Genomic DNA, 26,941 nt, shown 5'->3' on the forward strand with positions numbered 1-26,941 from the left:
TAAAACCCGACAGCGATTTTCGACAATAACGTCATTACTCAGGAGGTGGATGATGCGTGATTTACATAAAGGCGTCTGGCAAATGAGCCTGGCGATGTTAATTTCCGGCTCTATCGGTGCGTTTGTTTTGCTCAGCGGCCTGCCGGTGACGGAAGTAGTGTTCTGGCGCTGTCTTATCGGGGCAATGGCGCTTTTTATTTTTATCCGGGTGAGTCAAAAGCCCTTTAGCCCCCTCACACGCACCTCGCTGATGCTGGCTATGCTCGGCGGCGTAGCGCTCGTGGTGAACTGGCTGCTGCTCTTCGCGGCCTATGAACGGGTCTCGATTGGTCTTTCGACCGTGGTCTATAACACCCAGCCGTTTATGCTGGTCCTGATGGGGATGTTTTTAGGCGAGCGCGTCAGCCTGGTGAAATGGGGCTGGTTGTTCCTCGCCTTTGGCGGCGTGGTGATCTTGCTCTCCAGCGAGCTGACCGGCGCGCATGGCAGTGAATGGCTCGCCGGAATCGGCCTGGCAATGGCCGCGGCCTTCTTCTACGCGCTGACGGCAATCATTGCGCGCAAGCTGAAAACAATCGCGCCGCAGCATATTGCCTTTATCCAGGTGCTGACGGGCGTCGTGATGCTTTTGCCGTTTGCCAGCATGCCGTCATTTACCGGTGATTTTCCCTGGCCTACCCTGCTGACGCTGGGCATCGTCCATACCGGCATTATGTACCAGCTGCTCTACAGCGCAATTCAGAAGCTGCCGACGCCCATAACCGGCTCCCTGTCGTTTATCTATCCGGTGGTGGCGATCGTTGTCGATAATCGGGTGTTCGGACACGCGCTTAACCTGACGCAGCTGGCGGGCGGCGCGCTGATCCTGTTTGCTGCCGCAGGCAACAACCTGGGCTGGGGCGAAAAAAAACCCCGCGAGTGCGGGGTTGGTATCAAAACGGCGAATTAGCGACGGGCGCGCACAATCTGGTATTTGCGCGTCAGGTACTCTACCGGCGCGCTCCAGATGTGGACCAGGCGGGAGAACGGGAACAGCACAAACAGCGTCATCCCCAGCACCAGGTGAACGCGGAAGATAAACGCCACGCCGTCCAGGTGCTCAGATGCTCCGCTGTGGAAGGTCACCACGGACTGCGCCCAGCCGACCAGCTTCATCATTTCGCTGCCGTCCATATGCTGTGCCGAGAACGGAATGGTCAGCAGGCCCAGCGCACACTGCACCATCAGCAGGGAGAGGATCAGAATATCCGCTGCGGTCGTGGTCGCACGCACGCGCGGGCTGAACAGGCGACGTTTCAGCAGCAGCAGGCCACCGACTAAGGTCATCACCCCGCAGGCACCGCCGGCGATCATCGCCATCTTCTGCTTCACCTCAATCGGTAGCCACGCTTCATACATCCAGTGCGGCGTCAGCATCCCCAGGAAGTGACCGGCAAAAATGCCCAGAATACCGATGTGGAACAGGTTAGAGCCCACATGCATCCCTTTACGATCCAGCATCTGGCTGGAGGCCGCACGCCAGGTGTACTGGCCGTAGTCGTAGCGCAGCCAGCTTCCCACCAGGAACACGGTGCCCGCGATATACGGGTAAATGTCAAAGAAGAACATATTCAGGAAGTGCATTAGTGCCGTCCTCCGTTAGAGATATTCAAATATTGCGGGGCAACCGCGCCGGCAAAACGACGCTGGTGGGCAGAGATTTCAGACTCGCCGCAGTTCTGGTCAGCAAAGAATTTCACCTGCTCTTCTTCCCAGACCGCATCCAGCGCTTGTGGAGTATCGTCCCGGGCTTCATCCGCGATTTTCTCCGCCACTTTTTCGCTGTCGACCGAGGCGTTGGCCAGCTTCACCAGCAGATCGAACAGCACCTCATAGCGGCTCTCGCGCTGCTGAAGGCGCGCGCCGAGCAGCGCCAGGATCGGCGCGATGTCCTGCAGACCACCCAGCGCCTCCTCTTTCGGCAGCTGCGCCAGATACTCCAGATAGAGCGGCAGATGGTCCGGCAGCTCGCGGCTGTCGAGCTGCAGGCCGTGCTGTTCGTACTGGGCCATCAGGTCCACCATCGCCTGACCGCGGTCGCGGGATTCACCGTGAACGTGTTCAAACAGCAGCAACGAGGTTGCGCGCCCCCGATCAAACAGCTGGCTGTAGTCCGCCTGGGCATCCAGAAGGTCGCGCGCCAGCAGATCGCGGAGGAAAACGCCAAGCCGCTGGGCATCGTCTTTATCCAGGTTTTCAGATGACGCGAGCGCGTCAAAAAGCTCCTGCTGATGCTGCGCAAGCGCAGCATCCGGGTACTCGAGCAGACGCGAAACAATGACAAGTTCAATCATGAGTGCGGCTCCGTTTTACTGGTCACATCCATGGCGTCGATGCGGCGGCTGTTGAACAGGTTGAATTTACTGTCTGACCCGTGGCAACCGTCGCCAAATGTAAAGCCACAGCCATTTTTTTCCGGGAAGGCTTCGCGGGCCAGCTCTCGGTGGCTGCTCGGCACCACGAAACGGTCTTCGTAGTTGGCAATCGCCAGATAGCGGTACATCTCCTGCGCCTGCGCTTCGGTCAGGCCGACCTCTTCCAGCGCGCGGGTATCGGTTACGCCATCCACGGTTTCGGCACGCTTGAAGTGGCGCATCGCCAGCATACGCTTCAGCGCCAGCAGTACCGGCTGGGCATCGCCTGCGGTCAGCAGGTTAGCCAGGTACTGAACCGGGATACGCAGGCTTTCCACGTCCGGCAGAATGCCGTTACTGCCCAGTTCGCCCGCGTCAGCCGCAGACTGAATCGGCGACAGCGGCGGCACGTACCAGACCATCGGCAGGGTGCGGTATTCCGGATGCAGCGGCAGGGCCAGCTTCCAGTCCATCGCCATTTTGTACACCGGAGACTGCTGCGCGGCGTCAATCACGCTCTGCGGAATGCCGTCCTTCAGGGCCTGCTCAATGACCTTCGGATCGTTCGGATCGAGGAACACGTCCAGCTGACGCTGATACAGATCTTTCTCGTTCTCGGTGCTCGCGGCGTTTTCAATCGCGTCCGCGTTGTACAGCAGCACGCCGAGGTAGCGAATACGGCCTACGCAGCTTTCGGAACAGACGGTTGGCATCCCAGCTTCAATACGCGGGTAGCAGAAGATGCACTTCTCTGACTTGCCGCTCTTCCAGTTGAAGTAGATCTTTTTGTACGGGCAACCGGTTATGCACATACGCCAGCCGCGGCACTTGTCCTGGTCGATCAGCACGATACCGTCTTCTTCACGCTTGTAGATCGCGCCGCTCGGGCAGGTCGCCACGCACGCCGGGTTGAGGCAGTGCTCGCACAGGCGCGGCAGATACATCATGAAGGTGTTTTCGAACTGGCCGTACATCGCCTTCTGCATATTCTCGAAGTTCTGGTCTTTGGCGCGTTTCTCGAACTCGCCGCCCAGAATCTCTTCCCAGTTTGGACCGCTGGTGATCTTGTCCATGCGCTGACCGGTGATCAGCGAGCGAGGACGGGCAATCGGCTGGTGTTTGCTTTCCGGCGCGTTGTGCAGGTTCTGGTAGTCGTAATCAAACGGCTCGTAGTAATCGTCGATGCCCGGCAGGTGCGGGTTGGCGAAGATTTTTCCCAGAAGCCAAGCGCGGTTGCCCATGCGCGGCTGCAGCTTGCCGTTGATTTTACGGATCCAGCCGCCCTTCCACTTCTCTTGGTTTTCCCAGTCGGTCGGGAAGCCGGTGCCCGGCTTGCTTTCCACGTTGTTGAACCAGGCGTATTCCATACCTTCGCGGCTGGTCCAGACGTTTTTACAGGTGACCGAGCAGGTATGGCAGCCGATGCATTTATCCAGATTCAGCACCATGCCGACTTGTGAACGAATTTTCATTTTACGCTCTCCTGTACCTGGTCATTACCTTCGCCGTCTAACCAGTTAATGTTCTTCATCTTACGTACCACCACGAACTCATCGCGGTTCGATCCTACGGTGCCGTAGTAGTTAAAGCCGTAGGCCAGCTGTGCATAACCACCGATCATGTGGGTCGGCTTAGGCGTAATGCGGGTCACGGAGTTGTGGATCCCGCCGCGCTGCTCGGTAATTTCTGACCCCGGCAGGTTAACGATACGTTCCTGCGCGTGGTACATCATGGTCATCCCGGCCGGTACGCGCTGGCTCACCACCGCACGCGCCGTCAGGGCACCGTTGCTGTTGAACACTTCGATCCAGTCGTTATCTTCAATACCCAGGTCTTTGGCGTCCGTTTCGCTCATCCAGACAATCGGACCGCCGCGCGACAGGGTCAGCATCAGCAGGTTGTCGCTGTAGGTGGAGTGGATACCCCACTTCTGATGCGGCGTCAGGAAGTTCAGCGCCTTCTCAGGGTTACCGTTCGATTTCGCGCCCATCACCGCTTTCACGGAGCGGGTGTCGATTGGCGGGCGGTAAACCAGCAGGCTTTCACCGAAGTCGCGCATCCACTGGTGATCCTGATACAGCGACTGACGGCCTGACAGGGTGCGCCATGGGATCAGCTCGTGAACGTTGGTATAACCCGCGTTATAGGACACGTGCTCATCTTCCAGGCCTGACCAGGTCGGGCTGGAGATAATCTTGCGCGGCTGGGCCTGAATATCGCGGAAGCGGATTTTCTCTTCCTCTTTATTCGTCGCCAGATGCGTATGGTCGCGACCGGTGAACTCGCTCAGTGCCGCCCAGGCCTTCACGGCAACGTGGCCGTTGGTTTCCGGTGCCAGGGTCAGGATCATCTCCGCCGCATCAATTGCCGTATTCAGCATTGGCTGGCCTTTCGCCGGACCGTCCGCTTTGGTGTAGTTGAGCTTGCGCAGCAGGTCCATTTCGCTCTGGGTGTTCCAGGCGATCCCTTTCCCGCCGTTACCGATTTTCTCCATCAGCGGGCCGATAGAGGTAAAGCGCTCGTAAGTTGCCGGGTAGTCGCGTTCAACCGGAATAATGTGCGGTGCGGTCACGCCCGGGATCAGGTCGCATTCGCCTTTTTTCCAGTCCTTCACGTCCAGCGGCTGCGCCAGTTCGGCGGCAGAGTCGTGCTGGATTGGCAGCGTCACCACGTCGGTCTCTTTGCCCAGGTGACCTACGCAGACTTCGGAGAATTTCTTCGCGATGTCTTTGTAGATATCCCAGTCGCTTTTCGATTCCCACGCCGGGTCAACGGCGGCAGACAGCGGATGAATAAACGGATGCATATCCGAGGTATTCATGTCGTCTTTTTCGTACCAGGTCGCGGTTGGCAGCACGATGTCGGAGTACAGGCAGGTGCTGGACAGACGGAAGTCGAGGGTCACCACCAGATCCAGCTTGCCGTCGAGACCGTTGTCTTTCCACTCCACCTCTTCCGGCTTCACGCCGCCCTGCTTGCCGAGATCTTTCCCCTGGATACCGTTTTCAGTACCGAGCAGATACTTCAGCATGTACTCGTGGCCTTTACCGGACGAGCCCAGCAGGTTGGAGCGCCAGATGAACAGGTTGCGCGGGTGGTTTTTACCGTTTTCCGGCTGTTCCGCCGCGAAGCGGATTGAGCCATCCTTCAGCGATTGCACGGTGTAATCCACCGGTGACATACCCGCCTGCTTCGCCTCTTGTGCAATGCGCAGCGGGTTAGTGCCCAGCTGCGGTGCCGACGGCAGCCAGCCCATGCGCTCGGCGCGCACGTTGAAGTCAATAAGGTGGCCGCTGTAGCGGGATTTATCCGCCATCGGCGAGAGCAGCTCCTGCGCGGTGACCGTCTCGTAGCGCCACTGGCTGGAGTGGTTATAGAAGTAAGAGGTGCTGTTCATGTGGCGTGCAGGACGCTGCCAGTCGAGGGCAAACGCCAGAGGCTGCCAGCCGGTCTGCGGACGCAGTTTCTCCTGGCCAACGTAGTGCGCCCAGCCGCCGCCGCTCTGACCGACGCAGCCGCAGAAGATCAGCATGTTGATCAGTCCACGGTAGTTCATATCGAGGTGATACCAGTGGTTCAGACCGGCACCGACGATGATCATCGAACGGCCGTGCGTTTTGTCCGCGTTTTCTGCGAACTCGCGTGCGATACGGGTAATGTGCGCGCGAGGAACTCCGGTAATCTGTTCCGCCCAGGCCGGGGTGTAGGCCTTCACGTCGTCATAGCCGGTTGCGCAGTTTTCATCGCCCAGGCCGCGTTCCAGACCGTAGTTCGCCATGGTCAGGTCATAGACGGTGGTGACCAGCGCGGTAGAGCCGTCGGCAAGCTGCAGGCGTTTCACCGGCAGCTTGTGCATCAGTACGTTTTTCAGTTCAACCTTTTTGAAGTGCTCGGAACCTTCGCCGCCGAAGTACGGGAACCCGACCTCGGCGATCTCGTCCTGGCTACCCAGCATGCTGAGGCGCAGCTCAGTCTCTTCGCCGGTGGTGCCGTTACGTTGCTCAAGGTTCCACTTGCCCTTCTCGCCCCAGCGGAAGCCGATAGAGCCGTTTGGCGCCACCAGCTCGCCGTTGCTGTTATAGGCAACGGTTTTCCACTCAGGGTTATTTTCCTGACCCAGCGCGTCCACCAGATCGGCGGCGCGCAGCGTACGTCCTGCGGCATAGTAGCCGTCACGCTCTTCCAGCATGACCAGCATTGGCATGTCGGTGTAGCGGCGGACGTAGTCGGTGAAGTACTGGCTTGGCTTATCAAGATGGAATTCGCGCAGCATGACGTGGCCCATCGCCATCGCCATCGCGGCATCGGTACCCTGTTTCGGTGCCAGCCACAGATCGCACAGCTTGGCGATTTCCGCGTAGTCAGGGGTGACCGCCACGGTTTTGGTGCCTTTGTAACGGACTTCGGTAAAGAAGTGCGCATCCGGCGTGCGCGTCTGCGGCACGTTAGAGCCCCAGGCGATGATGTAGCTGGAGTTGTACCAGTCGGCGGACTCCGGCACGTCGGTCTGTTCGCCCCAGGTCTGCGGAGACGCCGGCGGCAGGTCGCAGTACCAGTCGTAGAAGCTCAGGCAGGTACCGCCGATAAGTGACAGATAGCGCGCGCCGGAAGCGTAAGAGACCATCGACATCGCCGGGATCGGCGAGAAGCCCGCCACGCGGTCAGGACCGTAGGTTTTCACGGTGTAGACGTTGGAGGCGGCAATCAGCTCGTTCACTTCTTTCCATGAGGAACGCACAAAGCCGCCGCGGCCGCGAGCCTGCTTGAAGCTTTTCGCTTTATCCGCGTCTTCAATGATGGAGGCCCAGGCATCAACCGGATCGCTGTGCTGCGCTTTCGCTTCACGCCACATTTTCATCAGACGCTTGCGCATCAGCGGATATTTCAGACGGTTAGCGCTGTAGAGATACCAGGAGTAGCTGGCGCCACGCGGGCAGCCACGCGGTTCATGGTTTGGCATATCCGGGCGGGTGCGCGGGTAGTCGGTCTGCTGCATTTCCCAGGTCACCAGACCATTTTTAACGAAAATCTTCCAGCTGCATGAGCCAGTACAGTTCACGCCGTGGGTCGAACGGACGACTTTGTCATGCTGCCAGCGCTGACGGTAACCGTCTTCCCAGTCCCGGTTGGTATCCAGAACCTGGCCGTGCCCATCGGCAAAAGTTTCACCCTTCTGTTTGAAGTAGCGAAACCGGTCCAAAAATTTGCTCATCGGGTATCTCCTGTATGGAGCCTGTGGCTCTCTAAATCGACATTGCTGATTTGCAGCGAAGGTAACGCCCTGAAAGAGGGGGATAATTGATAACGATCAAGACGAGGATGGACTCTCAGGCGAGGGGTTACACCGAATACCACCAAAGCGGTATCTTCAAAAAATCCATATCAATATGAAAAATAACGTTAATTTTATTTCATCGTACAAAAAGCCAGTCGAAATTTAACATCTCAGGTATTAAGGGGTAGACCCACCTGCAAAGCGATGGCGATCGCAGTGTCACCGCAGGCGTCCGCCGTAAAAGCCATAAGTATGTTGTAACTATTATTCAGGCAAAAAAAAACGCGGCCCGAAGGCCGCGTAAACGGATAATCACACTTACTTATTTTTCTTGGTATTTCGGCCATATACCAGCCACGTAATCACAACGCAGGCGATATAGAAGACGAGGAAAACTTTCATGGCGCCAGCCGGAGAGCCGGTCAGATCCAGAGAGATACCGAACGCTTTCGGGATAAAGAAGCCGCCAATCGCGCCGATGGCTGAGATAAAGCCCAGCGCCGCAGCCGTATCCGTCGCCGCTTCGCGCATTGCCTGCTCTTCGCTCCCGCCCTGCGCTTTCACGCGATCCATCGTCAGCTTACGGAAGATCACGGAGATCATCTGGAAGGTGGACGCACTCCCCAGCCCCGCCGTCAGGAACAGCACCATAAACACGCCGAAGAAGGCGATGAAGTTACCGCCCTGCCCGTCGGCCGGCAGCGTGAGGAACAGCAGCGCGCAGAACACCGCCATCACGATGAAGTTAACCAGCGTCACGCGGGTACCGCCCAGACGGTCAGAGACCATGCCGCCCAGCGAGCGAGCAAGGGCGCCAATAAATGGGCCGAAGAAGGCGAATTGCAGGATCTGCACGTCCGGGAACTGCGTTTTCGACAGCATCGCGAAGCCCGCAGAGAAGCCGATAAACGAACCGAAGGTGGCCAGATACAGCAGCGCCATCACCCAGAGGTGTCCACGCTTCAGCACCGGCAGCTGTTCGCTCAGCGACGCCTTCGACGCGGACAGGTCGTTCATAAAGAACCAGGCTGCGAGGGTGAAGACCACCAGGAAAGGTACCCAGATCCAGGCGGCGTTCTGCAGATAGAGGGAAGAACCATCCGCCTGCTCAACGCCACCGCCGCCAAAGGCCGCAAAAATAGAAACAGAGATCGCCAGCGGGGCAATCAGCTGCATCACGCTCACGCCCATATTGCCCAGACCGCCGTTAATACCCAGCGCGCCGCCCTGCTTCGCTTTCGGGAAGAAGAAGCTGATGTTTGCCATGCTGGAGGCGAAGTTCGCACCCGCAAAACCGCACAGCAGGGAGATAGTCACGAATACGCTGAACGGCGTAGAGGTATCCTGCACCGCGAAGCCGAGCCAGACGCAGGGGACGATCATGATGCCCGTACTGAATGCCGTCCAGCGACGGCCGCCAAAGACCGGCACCATAAACGCGTAAGGCACACGCAGCAGCGCGCCTGACAGCGACGGCAGCGCGGTCAGCATAAACAGCTGATCGGTCGTAAACGTAAAACCCACTTTCGGCAGGTTTACCGCCACCGCGCTAAACAACATCCATACGCAAAACGCCAATAACAAACACGGCACGGAAATCCAAAGATTCCGGCTTGCTACACGATGGCCGCGCTGTTGCCAGAACGCCGGATCCTCTGGACGCCAGTCTGTAATAACGGCACCATTTTCCCTTTCGGGAGCGGATGAGTGACTCATAGACACCTCTGATTCTCGAATGATGCTGCAAACATTAGGGTTTTAGGACGGCGGTAAGTTGATATAAATCAAAGGAAAAGTGGGAGGATTTGCGGCGCAAAATAAGGTCTCACCCTTAATGAGTAGGCTAATTCGGTAAAAAAGACGTGGTTTTTCACGGCACTGACGGTTCCTGGCTACTCCCACCTCCTTCCCCCTACTCCGTTGGCAATTTAGGGGTAATCCTTTATTGGTATGGGTATACTCCAGGGTATGCACCAGAATAGCGCCATTCCTGCAAGCAGGCCACGTCAGGAGCACGCCACCTCTATGTTAAAAAGATGTTTATCTCCGCTGACGCTCGTAAATCAGCTAGCCCTGATTGTTTTGCTGTCCACCGCCATCGGCGTGACCGGCATGGCGATCTCCGGCTGGCTGGTACAGGGAGTACAGGGTAATGCGCATGCCATCAACGAGGCAGGCTCGCTACGCATGCAGAGTTATCGCCTGCTGGCGTCGGTCCCCCTGACGCAGGACGATCGGCCTCTGATTGATGAAATGGAGCGCACGGTCTTCAGCCCCGAGCTGGAAAACGCCGCCATCCGCGCCGGTCAGGAGTCCCAGCTTAACGCCCTTCAGGGTTACTGGCACACCCAGCTGCAGCCCGGGCTGAAACAGGCTCGCAGCACGGAAACCGTTGCGCAGGACGTTGCGGGGTTCGTCTCACGTATTGATGCGCTGGTCTCCGCTTTTGACCAGACGACCGAATTACGCATCGACCGGGTGGTGATGGTGCACCGCGCAATGGCGCTGTTTATGGGGCTGCTGCTGATCTTCACCATCGTCTGGCTCCGCGCGCGGCTGCTGAACCCGTGGAAACAGCTGCTGGCGATGGCCCGCGCGGTGACCGCACGCGATTTTACCCAGCGCACGCACATCAGCGGGCGCAACGAGATGGCCATGCTTGGCCAGGCGCTCAACACCATGTCGGCAGAGCTCTCCGAGAGCTACGCGGTACTGGAACAGCGCGTTCAGGAAAAAACGGCGGGACTGGAGCAGAAAAACGAGATCCTCTCCTTCCTGTGGCAAGCCAACCGCCGTCTGCACATGCAGGTGCCGCTATGCGAGCGCCTCTCTCCGGTGCTGAACGGCCTGCAAAATCTGACCCTGCTGCACGACCTTGAGCTGCGCGTCTACGACGTGGAAGACGAAGATAACCATCAGGAATTTACCTGCCAGTCGGATATGTCGTGCGATGACAAAGGCTGCCATCTTTGCCCTCGTGGCCTGCCGCCGCTGACGTCCGGCGGCACCACCCTGAAGTGGCGCCTGACCGACAGCCACACTCAGTACGGTATTCTGCTGGCAACGCTGCCAGCCGGGCGTCACCTGAGCCACGACCAGCAGCAGCTGGTCGATACGCTGGTCGAACAGCTAACGGCCACGCTGGCGCTCGACAGACATCAGGAAAAGCAGCAGCAGCTTATCGTCATGGAGGAGCGCGCAACCATCGCCCGCGAGCTTCACGACTCTATCGCCCAGTCGCTCTCCTGTATGAAAATGCAGGTGAGCTGCCTGCAGATGCAGGATGCAGAGATGCCGGAAAGCAATAAGCAGCTGCTTAGCCAGATCCGCAACGAGCTGAACACCTCCTGGGTACAGCTTCGCGAGCTGCTGACCACCTTCCGCCTGCAGCTGACCGAGCCGGGCCTGCGCCCGGCGCTGGAAGCCAGCTGTCACGAATTTAGCGCCCGGCTGGGGTTCCCGGTGAAGCTTGACTACCAGCTGCCGCCGCGGTTTGTCCCCTCCCATCAGGCCATACATTTACTGCAGATCGCCCGTGAAGCGCTGAGCAACGTGCTCAAGCACTCCGGCGCGACGGCGGTAACGGTCACCGTCAGCCAGCACAACAACCAGGTGAAGCTTACGGTTCACGACAACGGCCGCGGCGTGCCGGAAAATGCCGAACGCACTAACCACTATGGTTTAATTATTATGCGAGACCGCGCCCAAAGCCTGCGCGGTGATTGCCAGGTTCGCCGGAGAGAGACGGGCGGCACGGAAGTTGTCGTCACCTTTATTCCCGAGAAACCGCTTACAACTGCTCAAGGAGAAACCCATGACTAATCAGGAACCGGCATCCATCCTGTTGATCGACGACCATCCGATGCTGCGTACTGGCGTGAAACAGCTGGTCAGCATGGCGCCCGATATCACGGTGGTTGGCGAAGCCAGCAACGGCGAACAGGGCATTGAGCTTGCCGAATCCCTCGATCCCGATCTGATCCTGCTCGATCTGAATATGCCGGGCATGAACGGTCTGGAGACCCTCGACAAGCTGCGGGAAAAATCGCTTTCCGGGCGCATCGTCGTCTTTAGCGTCTCGAACCATGAAGAGGATGTGGTCACGGCGCTGAAGCGCGGGGCGGATGGTTATCTGCTCAAAGACATGGAGCCGGAAGACTTGCTTAAGGCGCTGCAGCAGGCTGCGGCAGGCGAGATGGTTCTCAGCGAAGCCTTAACGCCGGTGCTGGCCGCCAGCCTGCGCGCCAACCGCGCCACCTCTGACCGCGACGTCAGCCAGCTAACGCCGCGCGAGCGCGACATTCTCAAGCTCATTGCCCAGGGGCTGCCGAACAAAATGATCGCCCGGCGCCTGGACATCACGGAAAGTACGGTCAAAGTGCACGTGAAGCATATGCTGAAGAAAATGAAGCTTAAATCCCGCGTCGAAGCCGCGGTGTGGGTGCATCAGGAACGCATTTTTTAAGGGCTACTCATCCGGCAGCAGCTTCCAGCGCGGATCGTCGTCAGGCAATGCGACCAGCGGCTGCACCACAGCAAGCGCGATCTCATTGGACGAGACGCGCTGGCCTTTCTCATCTTCCACCACCGCCGACAGGTGCCAGCGGTTTGTCGCCCCTTCGCTGTCATCCCAGGCAGGCATAATCACGCTCCAGCCGTCTGTGCTGTTGCTTTTCGCCGGTGACGTCAGGCTCAATGCCTGCGTATCCCCCTGCCAGTGGATATGACGAATGCCGTGCGTGCTGCGGACCTGGAGCTTCAGCATGACGGTCTCGCCCCCTTTCAGATCCCACGGAGGCGTTGCCAGCCACACGGACAGCGTTTTGCGCTGACGGAACTCCATCACCAGCAGGCTATTGCGCTCCGGCGAGTCGTAGCGGCTTCCGCGCAGGGATCGCGTGGCGGCGACTTCACCGGCGGAAAGCTGTTTCACCAGCGGCACGCCAAAGCGATAGTTGAGCTTCAGCCCGAGGTTATTCTGGCTCGCGCCGCTTTCACCCTGCTTATGCCCGGCAGTCAACGTGACCAGCGGAACGGGGGTGTAGTTAAGCCCCAGATTCACCGCTACCGGATTGTGGTAGCCGGTTCCGCTGTTGAAGAGATCGACGTTATCGCCAAAGTATTGCTCGAAGCTGACGCTGGTGTTCAGGTGATGGAACCACGGCAGCCAGGCTTTAGCGGTGACGTCATAGCCGCGCGCCATGCGCTGCTCCTGGACGTCAGAGCGATCGCGCCAGCCGGCAAAGGGCTGATAATAGTTGGCTGACAGGCGCAGATTTTCCCCCCACGCTTCCGCGCCCAGCCCGGCACGCTGCAGGTTTTCATCCAGCAGGTTATCGTAAAAGGTGTTGTAACCCAGCAGCCATTTCCCGGCGACCCAGCGCTGGCCTATACCGGCGTTACTGACCAGGCCATCCGTCTGCTGGGTCAGGCCAAGCTGGCTCCAGCTCAGGTAACGGCTGTTATCGTTCCAGGGGATAAACCAGCTCCCGCTGCTGCCGTTAAATTTGCCATCGTTATCCACCAGTAAGTTCACGCTGGCGTTCCCCCAGGGCGAAAGCCAGGACTCAATCTGCTGGTTCACTTCGCCGCTTACCGCGTCGCGCACCTGGCCAAACGCGAACTGACGCGCCTGCTCGCCGGTCGTCAGTCCATTGTCGGTCATGCTGGCTTCACCAAAGGCTTTCGCCATTTCGGCCAGATGCTTCTCCCCCTCGCCGGTTGGCGCCGCCATGCCGAGGTCGGGCAGGTTATCCCCGTCGTTATCAAAGGGATTTTGTGCCTGCTGGATAAAGGAATTCGGCGCACCGTGAACGGCTCCGACCGTAAGAAGGGGGAGTAAAAACAGCAAACGAATGCGGGACGATACAGCCATCAACGTCGTCAATAAGAACCTGTGTTTATGAATAAACTCTTATTATGTTAACGCGATAAGCCCTGAAATGCAGTCCTGGCGGACATTTCAGGATTATCCTGAAACAGCCCTTTCAGCTCCGGCACGCAGGAACCACAGTTCGTACCACAGCGCAGCTTCGCCCCCAGCGCGTTGACGGAATCACACCCTCCGACGATCGCCTCCCGTATCGCATTCTCCCCGACGCTGAAACAGCTGCAGATGATGCGTCCCGGATCCGCTTCATTCCCGACGCTCTGTCCGTTCAGCAAGGCGTGACGTTCTGAGGCCAGCACGGGTGGTGATTGAAAAGCGGCTTCAATCACCGTATGCGCCAGCGCCGGTAACGCGGTGCCCTCCCAGAAGCCCAGCATCAGCTGGCCTTCATGCCAGGCCAGCACGCTGCTGCGTTCGCCGGTTTGGGCAACCTGCAGCTGCCAGCCCCGGACGCCGGCGTATTCCATTACCCACGACAGCAAAGGTTTATCGCACGCCACCTTCAGACGTGAGGCTTTGCGCCACCAGTAAACCGAAGAAGGCATTTCCGGCCATTCCCTGGCATAGAATTCCCCCTGCCAGGCAGGCTGCCACGGCAGAATTCTGACCGCAGTTTGTTTACTCTCCGGCTGGCCCGAAACCGGATCGCAGCGCCCTTCCACCAGCGCATTCACCTTTCCCTGGCGGGCAAACTCAGCGTTCCAGTGCATCGGGGCAAACGCCTCGCCTTCCCGTATCCCGTCATTGATTCGTACTCTGACGACCATCACGCCGCGCGGCGAGCTAATTCGCGCCAGCTGGCCGTCGCACAGGGAAAGCCGAACGGCGTCTGCGGGGCAAACCTCAACAAACGGTTCGGCGATATGCTGCATCAGTCTGGCTACGTATCCCGTTCGGGTCATGGTATGCCACTGATCGCGGATGCGCCCCGAGTTAAGAATCAGCGGGTACAACGCGCTGACCGTCGCACCGTGCGACAGAGGGTTAACGGGAACAATGTTTCGGCGCGGGAAATCCCCTGTCGGCCACTGATAAGGCTCAAGCTGCTCCCACTCCTCACGGGTTAGCGCAGCCAGGTCATGAAGGTTTAACGCACGCGCGCCGTCATTTTCAAAGGCCGTCAGCGCCGCATGTTCGCAAAAAATCTCGTGCGGATGTTGCCAGGCAAAGGCCTCGCCGTAGCCCAGCCGCTTCGCCATCTGCGCGACGATCCACCAGTCCGGCTTCGCCTCGCCCGGCGCAGGCAGAAACGCGCGCTGGCGTGAAATGCGCCGCTCGGAATTGGTCACCGTCCCGTCCTTTTCTCCCCAGCCCAAAGCCGGAAAACGGATATGGGCGAACCGGCTGGTGTCGGTATCGTTCATCACTTCAGAGACCATCACCAGCGGGCAGCTCGCCAGCGCCTGACACACCGCGTGGCTGTCCGGCAGCGACACGGCAGGGTTGGTGCCCATGATCCACACCGCCTTCACCTCGCCGCGGGCAATGGCGTCAAACAGCTCCACCGCCATCAGGCCCGGCGTCTGCGCCAGCCGTTCCGTTCCCCAGAAACGCGCCACCCGCGAAAGATCGTCCGGCTCAAAGTTCATGTGTGCCGCCAGCTGGTTCGCCAGTCCGCCCACCTCCCTTCCTCCCATCGCGTTTGGCTGTCCGGTCAGCGAAAACGGGCCGCAGCCCGGACGGTTGAACTTCCCGCTGGCAAGATGAACGTTAATAATAGCGTTACACTTGTCGCTGCCGCTGGCGGACTGGTTGATACCCATGGTGTAGAGCGTAATTGCGCGAGGCGCGGTGATAAACCAGTCGTAAAAGGTACCAATGTCTTCTGACGGAAGATCGCAAAACGCCGCCACGCGGGCAATCGGCCACGCCTCGGTCCCCTGAATCAGATTGAGCAATCCTACAAACAGACCGGCGTCGCTGCCGGGGGCGAGCGCCAGATGCAGGTCAGCAATATCACAGGTGGCGGTTCTGCGCGGATCGATTACCACCACCTTCATCTGCGGGTTGTTGCGCTTCGCCTGCACCAGCCGCTGATAGAGCACCGGATGCGTCCAGGCCGCGTTTGAACCCACCAGCACCACCAGATCGCTGTTTTCGACGTCCTCGTAGCTGCACGGCACCACGTCTTCGCCGAAGGCGCGCTTGTAGCCCACCACCGCCGAAGACATGCAGAGCCGGGAGTTGGTATCGATGTTTGCCGCACCGATAAACCCTTTCATCAGCTTGTTGGCGGCGTAGTAGTCCTCGGTAAGCAATTGTCCCGAGGCGTAAAACGCCACCGCCTGCGGTCCCCATGTGTCGATAATCTCCCGCAGACGCTCCCCTGTCGCGTTCAGCGCCTGCGCCCAGTCCACCTCAAGTCCGTCAACAACGGGGCGCAGCAATCGCCCCTGTAATCCCGTCGTTTCCGCCAGGGCCGATCCTTTCACGCACAGGCGCCCCAGGTTCGCAGGATGGGTTTCATCTCCCCGAACGCTGACCGCTTCACCTTCCACGCTGGCAACTACGCCGCAGCCGACCCCGCAGTAGGGGCACGTTGTCCGGGTTTCCGTCATGAAGCCTCCGCACGCATTACCAGGGTGTCGCTGCCAACCCATACCTTGCCGTTTTCAATTTTCACCGGCCAGGCGCGCACCGCGGGTTCGCCGTTCTCTACCTGACAGCCGTCGCGCAGGCGAATGCGCTGCTTATACAGCGGTGAAATCACCACCGGCTCGCCCGCAGCATCGCCAAGAATGCCGCGTGAAAGCACGTTCGCATTACCGCCCGGTTCCCGATCGTCGAGGGCGTAAACGGTTTTGCCAAAACGGAAGAGCGCAATCGGCTTACGTCCAAGCCGCGCGCCGATGCCCGCCTGCTCGGGGATATCGTCGATGCCGCAAATTTCCTGCCAGCGCTTGCTTTCATCCGGCGCGGTGTCGTTCACCGTCGTGCGGAACAGCGCCAGCCGGTTGGGATCGTTAAGCGTGGTTTGCCATTCGCACTGATAGGTTTCCACCACCCGGGCCATCTCCTGCTCCAGCTCGTGGGCGATACCCAGGCTGTCGTTGAGGATCACCTCCCGCAGGTAGTCGAGACCGCCTTCCAGGTTATCCATCCAGGTGCTGGTGCGCTGCAGGCGATCCGCCGTGCGGATGTAGAACATCAGGAAGCGGTCGACGGTGCGGATTAACGTTTCGTCATCCAGATCGCTGGCAAAGAGATCCGCATGGCGCGGCTTCATCCCGCCGTTGCCGCACAGATAGAGGTTCCAGCCTTTATCGGTAGCAATGACCCCCACATCTTTGCTCTGCGCCTCCGCGCACTCGCGGGTGCAGCCGGAGACCGCCATTTTGATTTTGTGCGGCGCACGCAGCCCCTTGTAGCGGTGCTCAAGCCTGACCGCGAGGCCGGTGGAGTCCTGCACCCCGTAGCGGCACCAGGTTGAACCGACGCAGGATTTCACCGTGCGCAGGGATTTCCCGTAAGCGTGCCCGGTTTCAAACCCGGCCTCCACCAGCGCCTGCCAGATCGCCGGCAGCTGTTCCAGAGTGGCGCCGAAAAGGTCGATACGCTGTCCGCCGGTAATTTTGCTGTACAGGCTGTAGCGTTTCGCAATCTGCCCGATGGCGATCAGCCCGTCGGCGGTCACTTCTCCCGCCGGCATGCGCGGCACGATGGAGTAGGTACCGTCCTTCTGGATATTGGCGAAGTAGCGGTCGTTGGTGTCCTGCAGCGGCAGGTGTGCCGGTTTCAGCAGATACTCGTTCCAGCACGAGGCAAGCACCGACCCCACCAGCGGCTTACAAATTTCGCATCCGTGTCCCTGTCCGTAGCGGCTGATAAGCTGGTCAAAGGTGCGAATATGGTTGACGCGCACGAGGTGGTAAATCTCCTGGCGCGAGTACGGGAAGTGCTCGCAGATGTCCTTTTTCACCTCCACGCCCTGCTCCGCCAGCTGGAACTCCATCACCTGCTTCACCAGCGCGCTACATCCCCCGCAGCCGGTCGCCGCTTTGGTGCACTGCTTAACGGCGCCGATATCCGTCGCGCCCGAGCTCACCGCCCGGCAGATATCGCCTTTGCTGACGTTATGACACGAACAGATTTGCGCGCTTTCCGGCAGCGCCGCCACGCCGAGCGCTTTCGGCGCGCTGCCTGACGACGCGGGTAAAATCAGCGTTTCCGGCTCTTTTGGCAGGGCTATCCCGTTAAGCATCATCTGCACCAGCGTGGCGTATTCGCTGGCGTCACCCACCAGCACGCCACCGAGCAGCGTTTTGCCGTCGTGGCTGACCACGATTTTCTTGTAGATTTGCTGCGGACCGTGCGTCCACTGATAGCTCTGCGCCCCCGGCGTGCGCCCGTGAGCGTCGCCGAACGAGGCGACGTCCACGCCGAGCAGCTTGAGCTTAGTGCTCATATCCGCGCCGGCGAAGGTTTTATCCTCACCCGCCAGCGCGGCGGCGGCCACCCGCGCCATCTGATAGCCGGGCGCGACCAGACCGAAGATTTTCCCTTCCCACAGCGCGCATTCACCGATGGCCAGCACGTCTGGATCGGAGGTCTGGCAACCGTCGTCAATGCAGATCCCGCCGCGTTCGCCGATAGCCAGCCCGCAGCTGCGCGCCAGCGCGTCCTGGGGACGAATGCCGGCAGAAAAGACCACCATGTCCGTTTCCAGCTGTTCGCCATCGGCAAAGCGCAGCACCAGCCCGCCGTCCGCCGTGGCGATCTCCGTTGTCGCTTTACTGGTGTGAACGCCGACGCCCAGCGCCTCAATTTTCTTGCGCAGCATCATCGCGCCGTCGTTGTCGAGCTGGACCGCCATCAGGTTAGGCGCAAATTCCACCACGTGGGTTTCCAGCCCGAGCTGCTTCAGGGCATTCGCCGCCTCCAGCCCGAGCAGGCCGCCGCCAATCACCACGCCGCGGCGCGAGCCCGCCGCGTGCGCCGCAATGTTGTCCAGGTCGTCAAGGGTGCGGTAGACAAAACAGCCCGGCAAATCGTTGCCCGGCACGGGCGGCACGAACGGGTATGATCCGGTCGCCAGCACCAGCTTGTCCCAGTGGGTTTCGTGCCCGCTGGCGGTACGCACCACGCGCGCGTCGCGATCGATAGCGACGACCTGCTGCGACAGGCGAAGCTCAATGCCGTTGTCGGCAAAGAAATCCCCCTCCACCAGCGAAAGCGACGCCGCGCTGCGGCCGCCAAAATATTCCGACAGATGCACGCGGTCATAGGCGGCATAGCGCTCCTCGCCAAAGACAACGATCTGATACTGCTGATGCAGATTGCGGTTAACGCAGTCTTCGAGGAAATGATGGCCGACCATACCGTGCCCAACCACCACCAGAGTAGGTTTTGTCATAGCATTGTGTCCTGCAACCTGCGGTTGCGTAGTGAAACGATCGAACAGCCAGTCCGCGTGGGCGGGCGCAGCCGTTGCCAGTAAATCGGTAAATGTCGCCGCGCTGCGGCAGTCCCCCATCAGCAGCACGCCAGCCAGCGCCCCCTGATGGATCAGTAAACGACGATAGTAACGGGTCAGCGGATCCCATGCGCTCCAGACCACGTCGCCCTCCTGCTCTGCCGCGCGACCGAGGCTGAACAGCTCCACGCCGGTCACCTTGAGGCGTACGCCGCTGTCAGTCAGGACAAACGGCGCGGTGACGTCCCCGGCCAGCCGCGCGGCAAGAATATCCGCCTGCGCCAGACAGGGGGCGACCAGGCCAAACGTCTGGCCGTCGATTTCGCAGCACTCGCCAATGGCGTAGACGTCCGGCTCGGAGGTTTGCATCTTGTGATCCACCACGATGCCGCGCGCGCAGCGTATGCCGCTGGCCTGCGCCAGCGCGACGCTGGGCTGCACGCCCGTCGCCAGCACCACGCGCGCGGCGGCGATACTGCGTCCGTTTATCAGCGTCACGCTATTTCCGTTCACCGCTGCGATGCCAGAGACGAGCTCACAGCGCACGCCCCGCGCCGCCAGCGCCTCTTCCAGCAGCATTCCCGCCTGCCGATCCAGCTGCTGCTCCATCAGCCACGGACCGCGATGAACAAGCGTGACCTCGTCACCTGAACGCGCCAGCGCTGCCGCCGCCTCAACCCCGAGCACGCCGCCGCCCAGCACCACCGCCGGACCGACGATCGCCTGAATGGCCCGGGTATCTTCCAGGGTACGGAAAGTGAACACATGCGGCGCATCGCAGCCGGGGATTGGCGGAATAAAGGGCGTTGATCCGGTGGCAAATACCAGCGCATCCCAGTCCAGCGTGCGGGCGGCGGTTTGCACTTCCCGCGTGTCCACGTTTACGGCGATCGCCTTTTCGCCCCGCAGCACCGTCACGCCGCGCGCCTGGTACCAGTCGTCATCCTGAAGACAGATGTCTGCAGCCTGCTTTTCACCGCCCAGCACCGGCGAAAGCTGGATGCGGTTATAGGCATGTTCCGGCTCGTCACCGATGACGGTGATAGCGAAACGACCGGCAGCACCCCCGGTGAGCGAGGCAATCAGCCGCGTGGCCGCCATGCCATTTCCGATAATGACCAGTCGCATCAAAGCCCCCTCGCTACGCCGCTTTTGGCTGCTTTTCATAGAGGAAATGAAGGATCTGCTGGCGCATGTGGTGATAGCGGCTGTCGTCCGCCAGCTGCACCCGGTTGCGCGGGCGCGGCAGATCGACGCGCAGGATCTCCCCGACGGTCGCCGCAGGGCCGTTGGTCATCATCAGCACGCGATCGGAGAGCAGCACCGCCTCGTCCACGTCGTGGGTAATGAGCACGATGGTGGTGTTCAGCGCCTGCTGGATCTGCATCACCGAGTCCTGCAGATGGGCGCGCGTCAGCGCATCCAGCGCGCCGAAGGGTTCATCCATCAGCAGGACTTTCGGCTTCATCGCCAGCGCGCGGGCAATCCCGACGCGCTGCTTCATGCCGCCGGAGATCTCCCCCGGGCGCTTGTGCAGGGCGTGCCCCATCTGCACGCGGTCGAGATTGTGTTCAATCCACTCCCTGCGCTCCGCCTTGCTCATGCTGTGGCGAAACACGTGATCTACCGCCAGGGCCACGTTGTCGAAGCAGGTGAGCCACGGCAGCAGCGAGTGGTTCTGGAACACCACCGCGCGCTCCGGCCCCGGCCCGGCGATTTCGCGGTTGTCACAAATCAGCCCGCCTTCCGTCGGCAGGGTAATACCGGCGATGAGGTTCAGCAGCGTCGATTTGCCGCAGCCGGAGTGCCCAATCAGGCTCACGGTTTCGCCCTCGTGGATATCAAAAGAGACGTTCTGCAGCGCCAGAAACTCGCCGCTGGCGGTGGAAAAACGCTGGCTCACGGCCTGGACCTGAATTAATGGTTTCATGTTCGCTCCTTATTTTTCCTGCCAGCTAAAGCGCCGGGCGATCAGCATCAGCCCCTGCTCCAGCAGCAGCCCGACCACGCCAATGATGACGATGGCGATGAGAATGTTTTCGACGTTGAGGTTGTTCCACTCGTTCCAGATCCAGAAGCCGATCCCCAGCCCTCCGGTCAGCATCTCGGCGGCGACAATCACCAGCCAGGCGATGCCGATGGAGAGGCGCACCCCGGTCAGCACCGCGGGCAGCACCGCCGGGAAGAGAATGCGGCGCAGGATGGTCCACTCGGAAAGCTGCAGCACCCGGGCAACGTTGAGGTAGTCCTGCGGAATGCGGCGCACGCCTTCGGCGGTGTTGATCACCATCGGCCAGATAGAGCAGATAAAAATGGTCCAGCTCGACGCGGGCTCCGCTTTCTGGAACAGCAGCAGGCCGATGGGCAGCCAGGCCAGCGGGCTAACCGGGCGTAACAGCGCGATCAGCGGGCCGAACATGCGCGAAAAAAAGGTGAAGCGGCCAATCAGGAAGCCGAGCGGGATCCCGGCGAACGCGGCCAGGCCAAAGCCCACCGCCACGCGCTGTAATGAGGCGAGCACGTTCCAGCCGATGCCCATATCGTTAGGCCCGTCGCGATAAAACGGATCGGCAAACAGAGTAATGGCGGAATCGAGCGTGCTGAGCGGCGTCGGGAAACCTTTGCTGTTAATCGCCGCCAGCTGCCACAGCACGACCAGCAGTCCCAGACCGAGTAACGCCGGAATGATGCGTTGAATGATCGCGTTAATCCGACGCGCAAACGTCGGCGTACGGCGACGAACCTGCACCGGAGGGAGGACAATCACCTCCCCACTCTCTGGCGTATCTGGTGATTTCGTCTTTTGCAGATGCTGCATAATCAGGCCCCTTTACGATGAATGGCGAAACGGCTGGCGTATCCTTCCGGGTCGGTACCGTTCCAGACGGTGCCGTCCATCAATGTGCTGCTGCGTAATGGTGAAGTCGGTGTGGTGATGCCCCCCACCGCCGTGGCGGCATCCTGCCAGACAGCGGTCTGGTTAATGCGCTGTGCAATACCCGCGTAGTCCGGCGCGGTTTTGAGCAAGCCCCAGCGGCGGAACTGGGTTAAGAACCACATACCGTCGGAGAGATATGGGTAGCTGACGGCCCCCTCGTTGAAGAAACGGATCGGGTGCGCGTCCTGCCAGCGCTGGCCCAGGCCGTTGTCGTACTCGCCGAGCATTCGCCCGGTGAGAAACTGTTCCTTGCAGTTGAGCCACGCCCGGCGGGAGAGGATCCGCGCGGTCTCGCGCTTGTTTTCCGGGGAGGCTTCGATCCAGCGTGCGGCCTCCAGCACCGCGCTGACCAGCGCCCGCGCGGTGTGCGGGTTTTTCTCCACCCAGTCGCGACGCGTGCCGAGGATTTTTTCCGGATGGTCGGCCCAGACAGACTGTGACGTCGCGGCGGTAAAGCCGATGCGGTCGTTAATCGCCCGCGCGTTCCACGGCTCGCCGACGCAAAAGCCGACCATGTTGCCAATGCGCATGTTCATCACCATCTGCGGCGGCGGCACCACCACCGTGCGCACGTCGTCAAAGGGGTTAATGCCCGCGCTGGCCAGCCAGTAGTAGAGCCACATGGCGTGCGTCCCGGTCGGGAAGGTGTGCGCGAAGGTGTAGGTGCCGGGCGCCTGCTGACCAATTAGCTTTTTCAGCCCGTCAAGGTCTCGAACGCCCTTCTCCGCCAGATCGCTGGAAAGCGTAATCGCCTGGCCGTTCTGATTAAGCGTCATCAGGTTTGCCATCTGCTGCGGCTTGCCGGCAATGCCCAGCTCCAGGCCGTACAGCAGGCCGTAGAGAATGTGCGCGGCATCAAGCTCGCCCGCCACCAGCTTGTCGCGCACCGCCGCCCAGCTCGCCTCTTTGGTGGGCACGATGGTAATGCCGTATTTTTTATCAAAGCCTTTCAGCGCCGCGATAACCACGGGCGCGCAGTCGGTCAGCGGGATAAACCCGATGCGCACTGTTTCCTGCTCCGGTTTATCCGAGCCTGCCGCCCATGCGGCCTGCATGATACCCGGTAACAGCATTGCTCCACTCGCCAGCATGCTGGCCTGCAAAAAACGCCGTCTCGACAAATCCGCCATGACCACTCCTGAATAAAAACCAAAAAAAAGCGCCCACGATGCCGAAGCACCAGTGGACGCCTTTATCCCGAAGACGAATGCACCGCCGTTGGCGCATCGTCAAAAATGGTTAATCTGATAATGCAAAGCGAATGCCAGGTTTTAACACGCGGTTTTTGCGGTGTATTCCGCTTTACCCTCAGTTTTACGCACCTCAATCAGGCACAAAATGCCCGCTGACCGTGCAGCTACTCCTTTGGTATTACCTGCCACAAATTCTTCACCATGAGCAGCGCGCGGGCGATATCCACCATCCTTTGGTTCTTATCCATCGCCATTTTGCGCAGCGCCGTCCAGGCCTGTTCCTCACTCATATTCTGGTGGGTCATCAAAACGCTTTTCGCTTTATCTATGACTTTGCGCTCTTCAAGCGTATCGCGCAGCGACGCCAGCTGGCGCGAGAGCTGTTCTATCTCGCGCGCCTGCTGGCGCACCAGGGTGAGCAACGGTTTTTCCGGGTACTGTATCAGCGGATCGTCCTGCTCATCGGCGGGAGGCACGTACTCATCGTTACGGTAAATACGCTCGTCCACCGCCGTCATCAGATCGGCGATGAGCGTCTCCTCCAGCGCGCGCAGATGCTCAAGGCGCGCGGTTTGCAGAGCAAACCAGGCCAGTGCGGTATGGCCGTTATCGGCGGCGGGCTGGCGGGTGCAGGCCACCCTTCGTAGCTGCTCCGTTTCACGATCGGGCTGGCAGTTTAAGGCAAAGGTGGCCTGTACCTCAGCGTGGCTGTGCGAGAGAAAGATTTCAAAGCAGGCCTGCTGCCCGTCGATGCGGTCAACCAGCCTCTGGCGAGTCACATCATCGAAAAAACCCTGCGTGAAGCCAATCGCCCCCAGCGCCCGCTCCTGTCCCGCCAGCTCTTTCCCCTGCATCAGGCTATACAGGGCGACAAAACGCCCGGCTATTTGCGGATCGTCAATGCTGTCATTAAGCTGCGGTACGATACTGAGCAGATGGCGAAGCATGCGGGAGTAGTGTTCCATCGCCTGTGGTGCCGTTACCGTTTGCTGAATCACACCGTCGCGCAGCGCGGAAAGCATATCCAGGCTCAGGAGCGCGCCGCCGATGCGTTCACAGACCGTACTTCCCGGGATCGGCGACTGTTTTTCAAGAATCACATAAAGTGCAGCGAGGTTTTCATCCACCAGCGCCCGGCTGGCTTTGCATTCGGGGGCGTAAAGCTTACCCTGTGAGCAGAGCCAGACGTTGGACGCCCCACGCTCGCACTGTAACATGTGCACCAGTTGGCTAATGCCGTGCACAAGCTCGCCAAGCTGTGCCAGCTTGCTGAGCTGCTCCCGGCGCATCATCTTTGCGCGCTCGAGCCATTCGGCAGCGCCTGGCGAAATGCCAGCCATTAATGTCATGCTTTCTCTCCGGAACAGCGAAACTCGGGAAAGCTAAGCAATATTCGTGCCTTTATAAGAACAGGAGTCAACATGCAAAAGATTGTGATCGTCGCCAACGGTGCGGCCTACGGCAGCGAATCCCTTTTTAATAGCCTGCGCCTGGCGATTGCGCTGCGTGAAAAAGAGAGTGACCTCGCGTTACGACTCTTTTTAATGTCGGACGCGGTCACCGCGGGGCTGAAGGGACAAAAACCGGCAGAAGGCTATAACATTCAGCAGATGCTGGAGATCCTGACCGCGCAAAACGTGCCGGTGAAGCTGTGCAAGACCTGTACCGACGGCCGCGGTATTACCGGTCTGCCGCTGATTGATGGCGTAGAGATTGGTACGCTGGTTGAGCTGGCCGAGTGGACGCTGTCCGCGGATAAAGTATTAGCTTTTTAATAATAAACCCGTAAAAATATTATTTTCTTATGGACGCGGTTTCAGCATCAAGTTTACCTGCGGGGATGCCGATAGGCATGGAAACAACACAGCAGGTATTTCACTTATGTTCAGATCGATTCGTGCACGCATCATCGCGACGACGGCAGGCTGTCTGGTCGTCGCACTTCTCCTTAATACCGTTATTAACTTCCAGGTCACGCGCCAGGATAACCAGCAGTCCCAGCGCGATATTCTGACCAGCACCAGCGCCAGCCATAACATGGCGATTGCCGACTGGGTAAAAAGCAAGATGGCGGTGATCGCCTCAGCGCAGACCGTTGCGCTGAGTGACGATCCGGTACCGGTGTTTAAACAGCTTGCGCAGGCGGGTGGCTTCACCAACGTTTATGTTGGCTACGCCAGCAAAACGGCGAAATTCTCTGAACCGGCGGGTGTCCCGGCGGACTATGACCCGACTATCCGCCCGTGGTATCAGCAGGTGGTCAGCACGGACGGTCCGGTCGTCACCGCGCCCTACGTTGACGCGGGGACCGGCAAACTGGTGGTAACCTTCGCCGTGCCGGTAAAAGAGAATGGTACGCTGAAAGCGGTGGTGGCGGGCGATGTGGCGATGGACAGCGTGGTGGCTAACGTGCGCGGGATCCATCCAACACCGGCCAGCAGCGGGTTGCTTCTGAACAGTGACGGCAGCGTGATTGCCGCTAACGATCCGGCGCTCACGCTTAAACCATTCGCTGAGACGATCAAAGGCATTGATTTTGCTGCACTGAAAAGCGGTAACCTCGTCGACGGAACGCTGAACGACGCTGAAAAAACCTTCGTGGCGACAGCCGTGCCGGGTACAAACTGGCTGTTAGTCGTCGCGCTCGACAACGGTGATGCCACCTCCGGCATGCGTTCCCTGCTTAAAGCCTCGGCGATTTCGCTGGTGATCCTGGCACTGCTGAGCGCGGCCATTGTGCATTTCCTGATTGCCCGCCTGCTCAAGCGTTTGTCAGACATTCGCGACGCGATGCACAACATTGCTAACGGGACTAACGATCTGTCCCAGCGCCTGCCGGACAACGGCGAGGACGAGGTTGCGCAGATTGCGCAGGCCTTTAACGCCTTCAGCGATAAGCTGTCGGTGGTGATGGTGCAGCTCCGTGATGCCAGCGAGTCGGTGAAAAACGCCGCTCAGGAGATTGCGGCGGGTAACCAGGATCTTTCCGGACGTACCGAGCAGGCCGCATCCAGCCTGCGCGAGACGGCCAGCGCCGTGGAGCAGATCACCGCCTCCGTGACCCAGTCGAACGAATCGGCGGCAGAAGCGAATGACCAAGCGAGCAAGGCCTCCGCGGCCGCTGCGCGCGGCGGCGAGGTGGTATCCCAGGCGATCAGCACCATGCAGTCCATCGAAGTCGCGTCGGCTAAAATTGGCGATATCACCAGCGTGATTGACGGCATCGCGTTCCAGACCAACATTCTGGCGCTGAACGCCTCCGTCGAGGCGGCGCGTGCGGGTGAGCAGGGACGCGGGTTTGCCGTGGTGGCAGGCGAAGTGCGTAACCTGGCGAGCCGCAGCGCCCAGGCGGCGAAAGAGATCAAATCCCTGATTGACTCCACCACCGACAGCGTGGCGACCGGCTCCCGCTACGTGCATCTGGCCGGGGAAAGCATGGATGAGATCCGCTCCAGCATCGGCAGCGTCTCCGGCATTATGCGCGAAATTTCCATCGCCACCAGCGAGCAGATGAAAGGGATTCATGAGATCAACCACGCGGTGACCCATCTCGACAGAATGGTTCAGCAGAACGCCGAGCTGGTCGTGCAATCCGCCGCCGCTGCGGGTGCCCTGCAGAGCCAGGCGGGCGACCTTGCTGAAACAGCCGGTCATTTCCGCATTTAATTTTCTGGCGGCGCGCGTTTAGCGGGTAAAACGCGCGCCAGCTGAAATTTTGAGGAATTTTGTCATTTTTGTTTAATCGTTATGCCATTTTTTGATCAAAATCAGCATCTCACCCCCTCCCCTTTGGTGTTATGCCATGAGTGAATTGTGAACAACATCACGCTCGGATATGG

17 protein-coding genes are annotated in these 26,941 nt (G+C 59.8%); 5 read left to right on the top strand and 12 right to left on the bottom strand.

What is annotated here, in order from left to right:
* Positions 1-52 precede the first annotated feature (52 nt).
* Positions 53-949, top strand: a complete 897-nt coding sequence (locus LRM19_RS08220; RefSeq protein ID WP_271368235.1) for a DMT family transporter — start codon at positions 53-55, stop codon at positions 947-949.
* Here LRM19_RS08220 and narI read toward each other — a convergent pair.
* From narI to LRM19_RS08245, 5 genes are all read right to left on the bottom strand, one after another.
* Positions 946-1,623 carry a respiratory nitrate reductase subunit gamma gene (gene narI, locus LRM19_RS08225; RefSeq protein ID WP_271368174.1) on the bottom strand — a complete coding sequence of 226 codons (678 nt, stop codon included), beginning with the start codon at positions 1,621-1,623 and terminating at the stop codon, positions 946-948. The genes LRM19_RS08220 and narI overlap by 4 nt on opposite strands.
* On the bottom strand, positions 1,623-2,333 hold the full coding sequence (gene narJ / locus LRM19_RS08230; RefSeq protein WP_271368176.1) for a nitrate reductase molybdenum cofactor assembly chaperone: 711 nt from the start codon (positions 2,331-2,333) through the stop codon (positions 1,623-1,625). The genes narI and narJ overlap by 1 nt, the downstream gene beginning before the upstream one ends.
* A complete protein-coding gene (gene narH, locus LRM19_RS08235) occupies positions 2,330-3,865 on the bottom strand; it encodes a nitrate reductase subunit beta (RefSeq protein WP_271368177.1) in 1,536 nt (511 codons plus the stop codon). The genes narJ and narH overlap by 4 nt, the downstream gene beginning before the upstream one ends.
* Complete coding sequence (locus LRM19_RS08240; RefSeq protein ID WP_271368178.1) at positions 3,862-7,605, bottom strand: nitrate reductase subunit alpha; 3,744 nt, start codon at positions 7,603-7,605, stop codon at positions 3,862-3,864. Before LRM19_RS08240 ends, narH begins: the two co-directional genes overlap by 4 nt.
* 381 nt (positions 7,606-7,986) lie before the next feature.
* Complete coding sequence (locus LRM19_RS08245; RefSeq protein ID WP_271368179.1) at positions 7,987-9,384, bottom strand: NarK family nitrate/nitrite MFS transporter; 1,398 nt, start codon at positions 9,382-9,384, stop codon at positions 7,987-7,989.
* A gap of 309 nt (positions 9,385-9,693) precedes the next feature.
* Here LRM19_RS08245 and narX point away from each other — a divergent pair, with 309 nt between their 5' ends.
* Positions 9,694-11,490, top strand: coding sequence for a nitrate/nitrite two-component system sensor histidine kinase NarX (gene narX, locus LRM19_RS08250; protein WP_271368180.1), 1,797 nt, complete (start codon positions 9,694-9,696; stop codon positions 11,488-11,490).
* On the top strand, positions 11,483-12,133 hold the full coding sequence (gene narL, locus LRM19_RS08255) for a two-component system response regulator NarL (protein ID WP_008499531.1): 651 nt from the start codon (positions 11,483-11,485) through the stop codon (positions 12,131-12,133). Before narX ends, narL begins: the two co-directional genes overlap by 8 nt.
* A 3-nt stretch (positions 12,134-12,136) precedes the next feature.
* Here narL and LRM19_RS08260 read toward each other — a convergent pair whose 3' ends face one another.
* From LRM19_RS08260 to nasR, 7 genes are all read right to left on the bottom strand, one after another.
* Positions 12,137-13,543: a YchO/YchP family invasin gene (locus LRM19_RS08260; protein ID WP_271368181.1), complete on the bottom strand. Its 1,407-nt coding sequence runs from the start codon at positions 13,541-13,543 to the stop codon at positions 12,137-12,139.
* A gap of 47 nt (positions 13,544-13,590) precedes the next feature.
* Positions 13,591-16,116 (bottom strand): nitrate reductase, encoded by a 2,526-nt coding sequence (locus tag LRM19_RS08265; RefSeq protein WP_271368182.1) that lies wholly within the window; start codon positions 16,114-16,116, stop codon positions 13,591-13,593.
* The gene (nirB, locus tag LRM19_RS08270; RefSeq protein ID WP_271368183.1) at positions 16,113-20,099 is read right to left on the bottom strand and encodes a nitrite reductase large subunit NirB; all 3,987 of its coding nucleotides are present in this window, start codon (positions 20,097-20,099) and stop codon (positions 16,113-16,115) included. Before nirB ends, LRM19_RS08265 begins: the two co-directional genes overlap by 4 nt.
* A 13-nt stretch (positions 20,100-20,112) precedes the next feature.
* Positions 20,113-20,901, bottom strand: a complete 789-nt coding sequence (locus LRM19_RS08275; RefSeq protein ID WP_033145769.1) for an ABC transporter ATP-binding protein — start codon at positions 20,899-20,901, stop codon at positions 20,113-20,115.
* 9 nt (positions 20,902-20,910) lie between these two features.
* Entirely contained in the window at positions 20,911-21,789 is an 879-nt protein-coding gene (ntrB, locus tag LRM19_RS08280; protein WP_271368184.1) for a nitrate ABC transporter permease, read from the bottom strand.
* Positions 21,790-21,791: 2 nt separating this feature from the next.
* A complete protein-coding gene (locus LRM19_RS08285; RefSeq protein WP_223579138.1) occupies positions 21,792-23,039 on the bottom strand; it encodes a CmpA/NrtA family ABC transporter substrate-binding protein in 1,248 nt (415 codons plus the stop codon).
* A 227-nt stretch (positions 23,040-23,266) separates the two neighbouring features.
* Positions 23,267-24,451 carry a nitrate regulatory protein NasR gene (gene nasR / locus LRM19_RS08290; protein ID WP_271368186.1) on the bottom strand — a complete coding sequence of 395 codons (1,185 nt, stop codon included), beginning with the start codon at positions 24,449-24,451 and terminating at the stop codon, positions 23,267-23,269.
* A gap of 72 nt (positions 24,452-24,523) precedes the next feature.
* Here nasR and LRM19_RS08295 point away from each other — a divergent pair, with 72 nt between their 5' ends.
* Positions 24,524-24,877: a DsrE/DsrF/TusD sulfur relay family protein gene (locus tag LRM19_RS08295; protein WP_271368187.1), complete on the top strand. Its 354-nt coding sequence runs from the start codon at positions 24,524-24,526 to the stop codon at positions 24,875-24,877.
* 106 nt (positions 24,878-24,983) lie between these two features.
* Positions 24,984-26,768 carry a methyl-accepting chemotaxis protein gene (locus LRM19_RS08300; RefSeq protein ID WP_271368189.1) on the top strand — a complete coding sequence of 595 codons (1,785 nt, stop codon included), beginning with the start codon at positions 24,984-24,986 and terminating at the stop codon, positions 26,766-26,768.
* The last annotated feature ends 173 nt before the right edge of the window (positions 26,769-26,941 follow it).

Source organism: Enterobacter sp. PI-10, from assembly GCF_027947695.1.
Lineage (GTDB): Bacteria > Pseudomonadota > Gammaproteobacteria > Enterobacterales > Enterobacteriaceae > Enterobacter > Enterobacter vonholyi.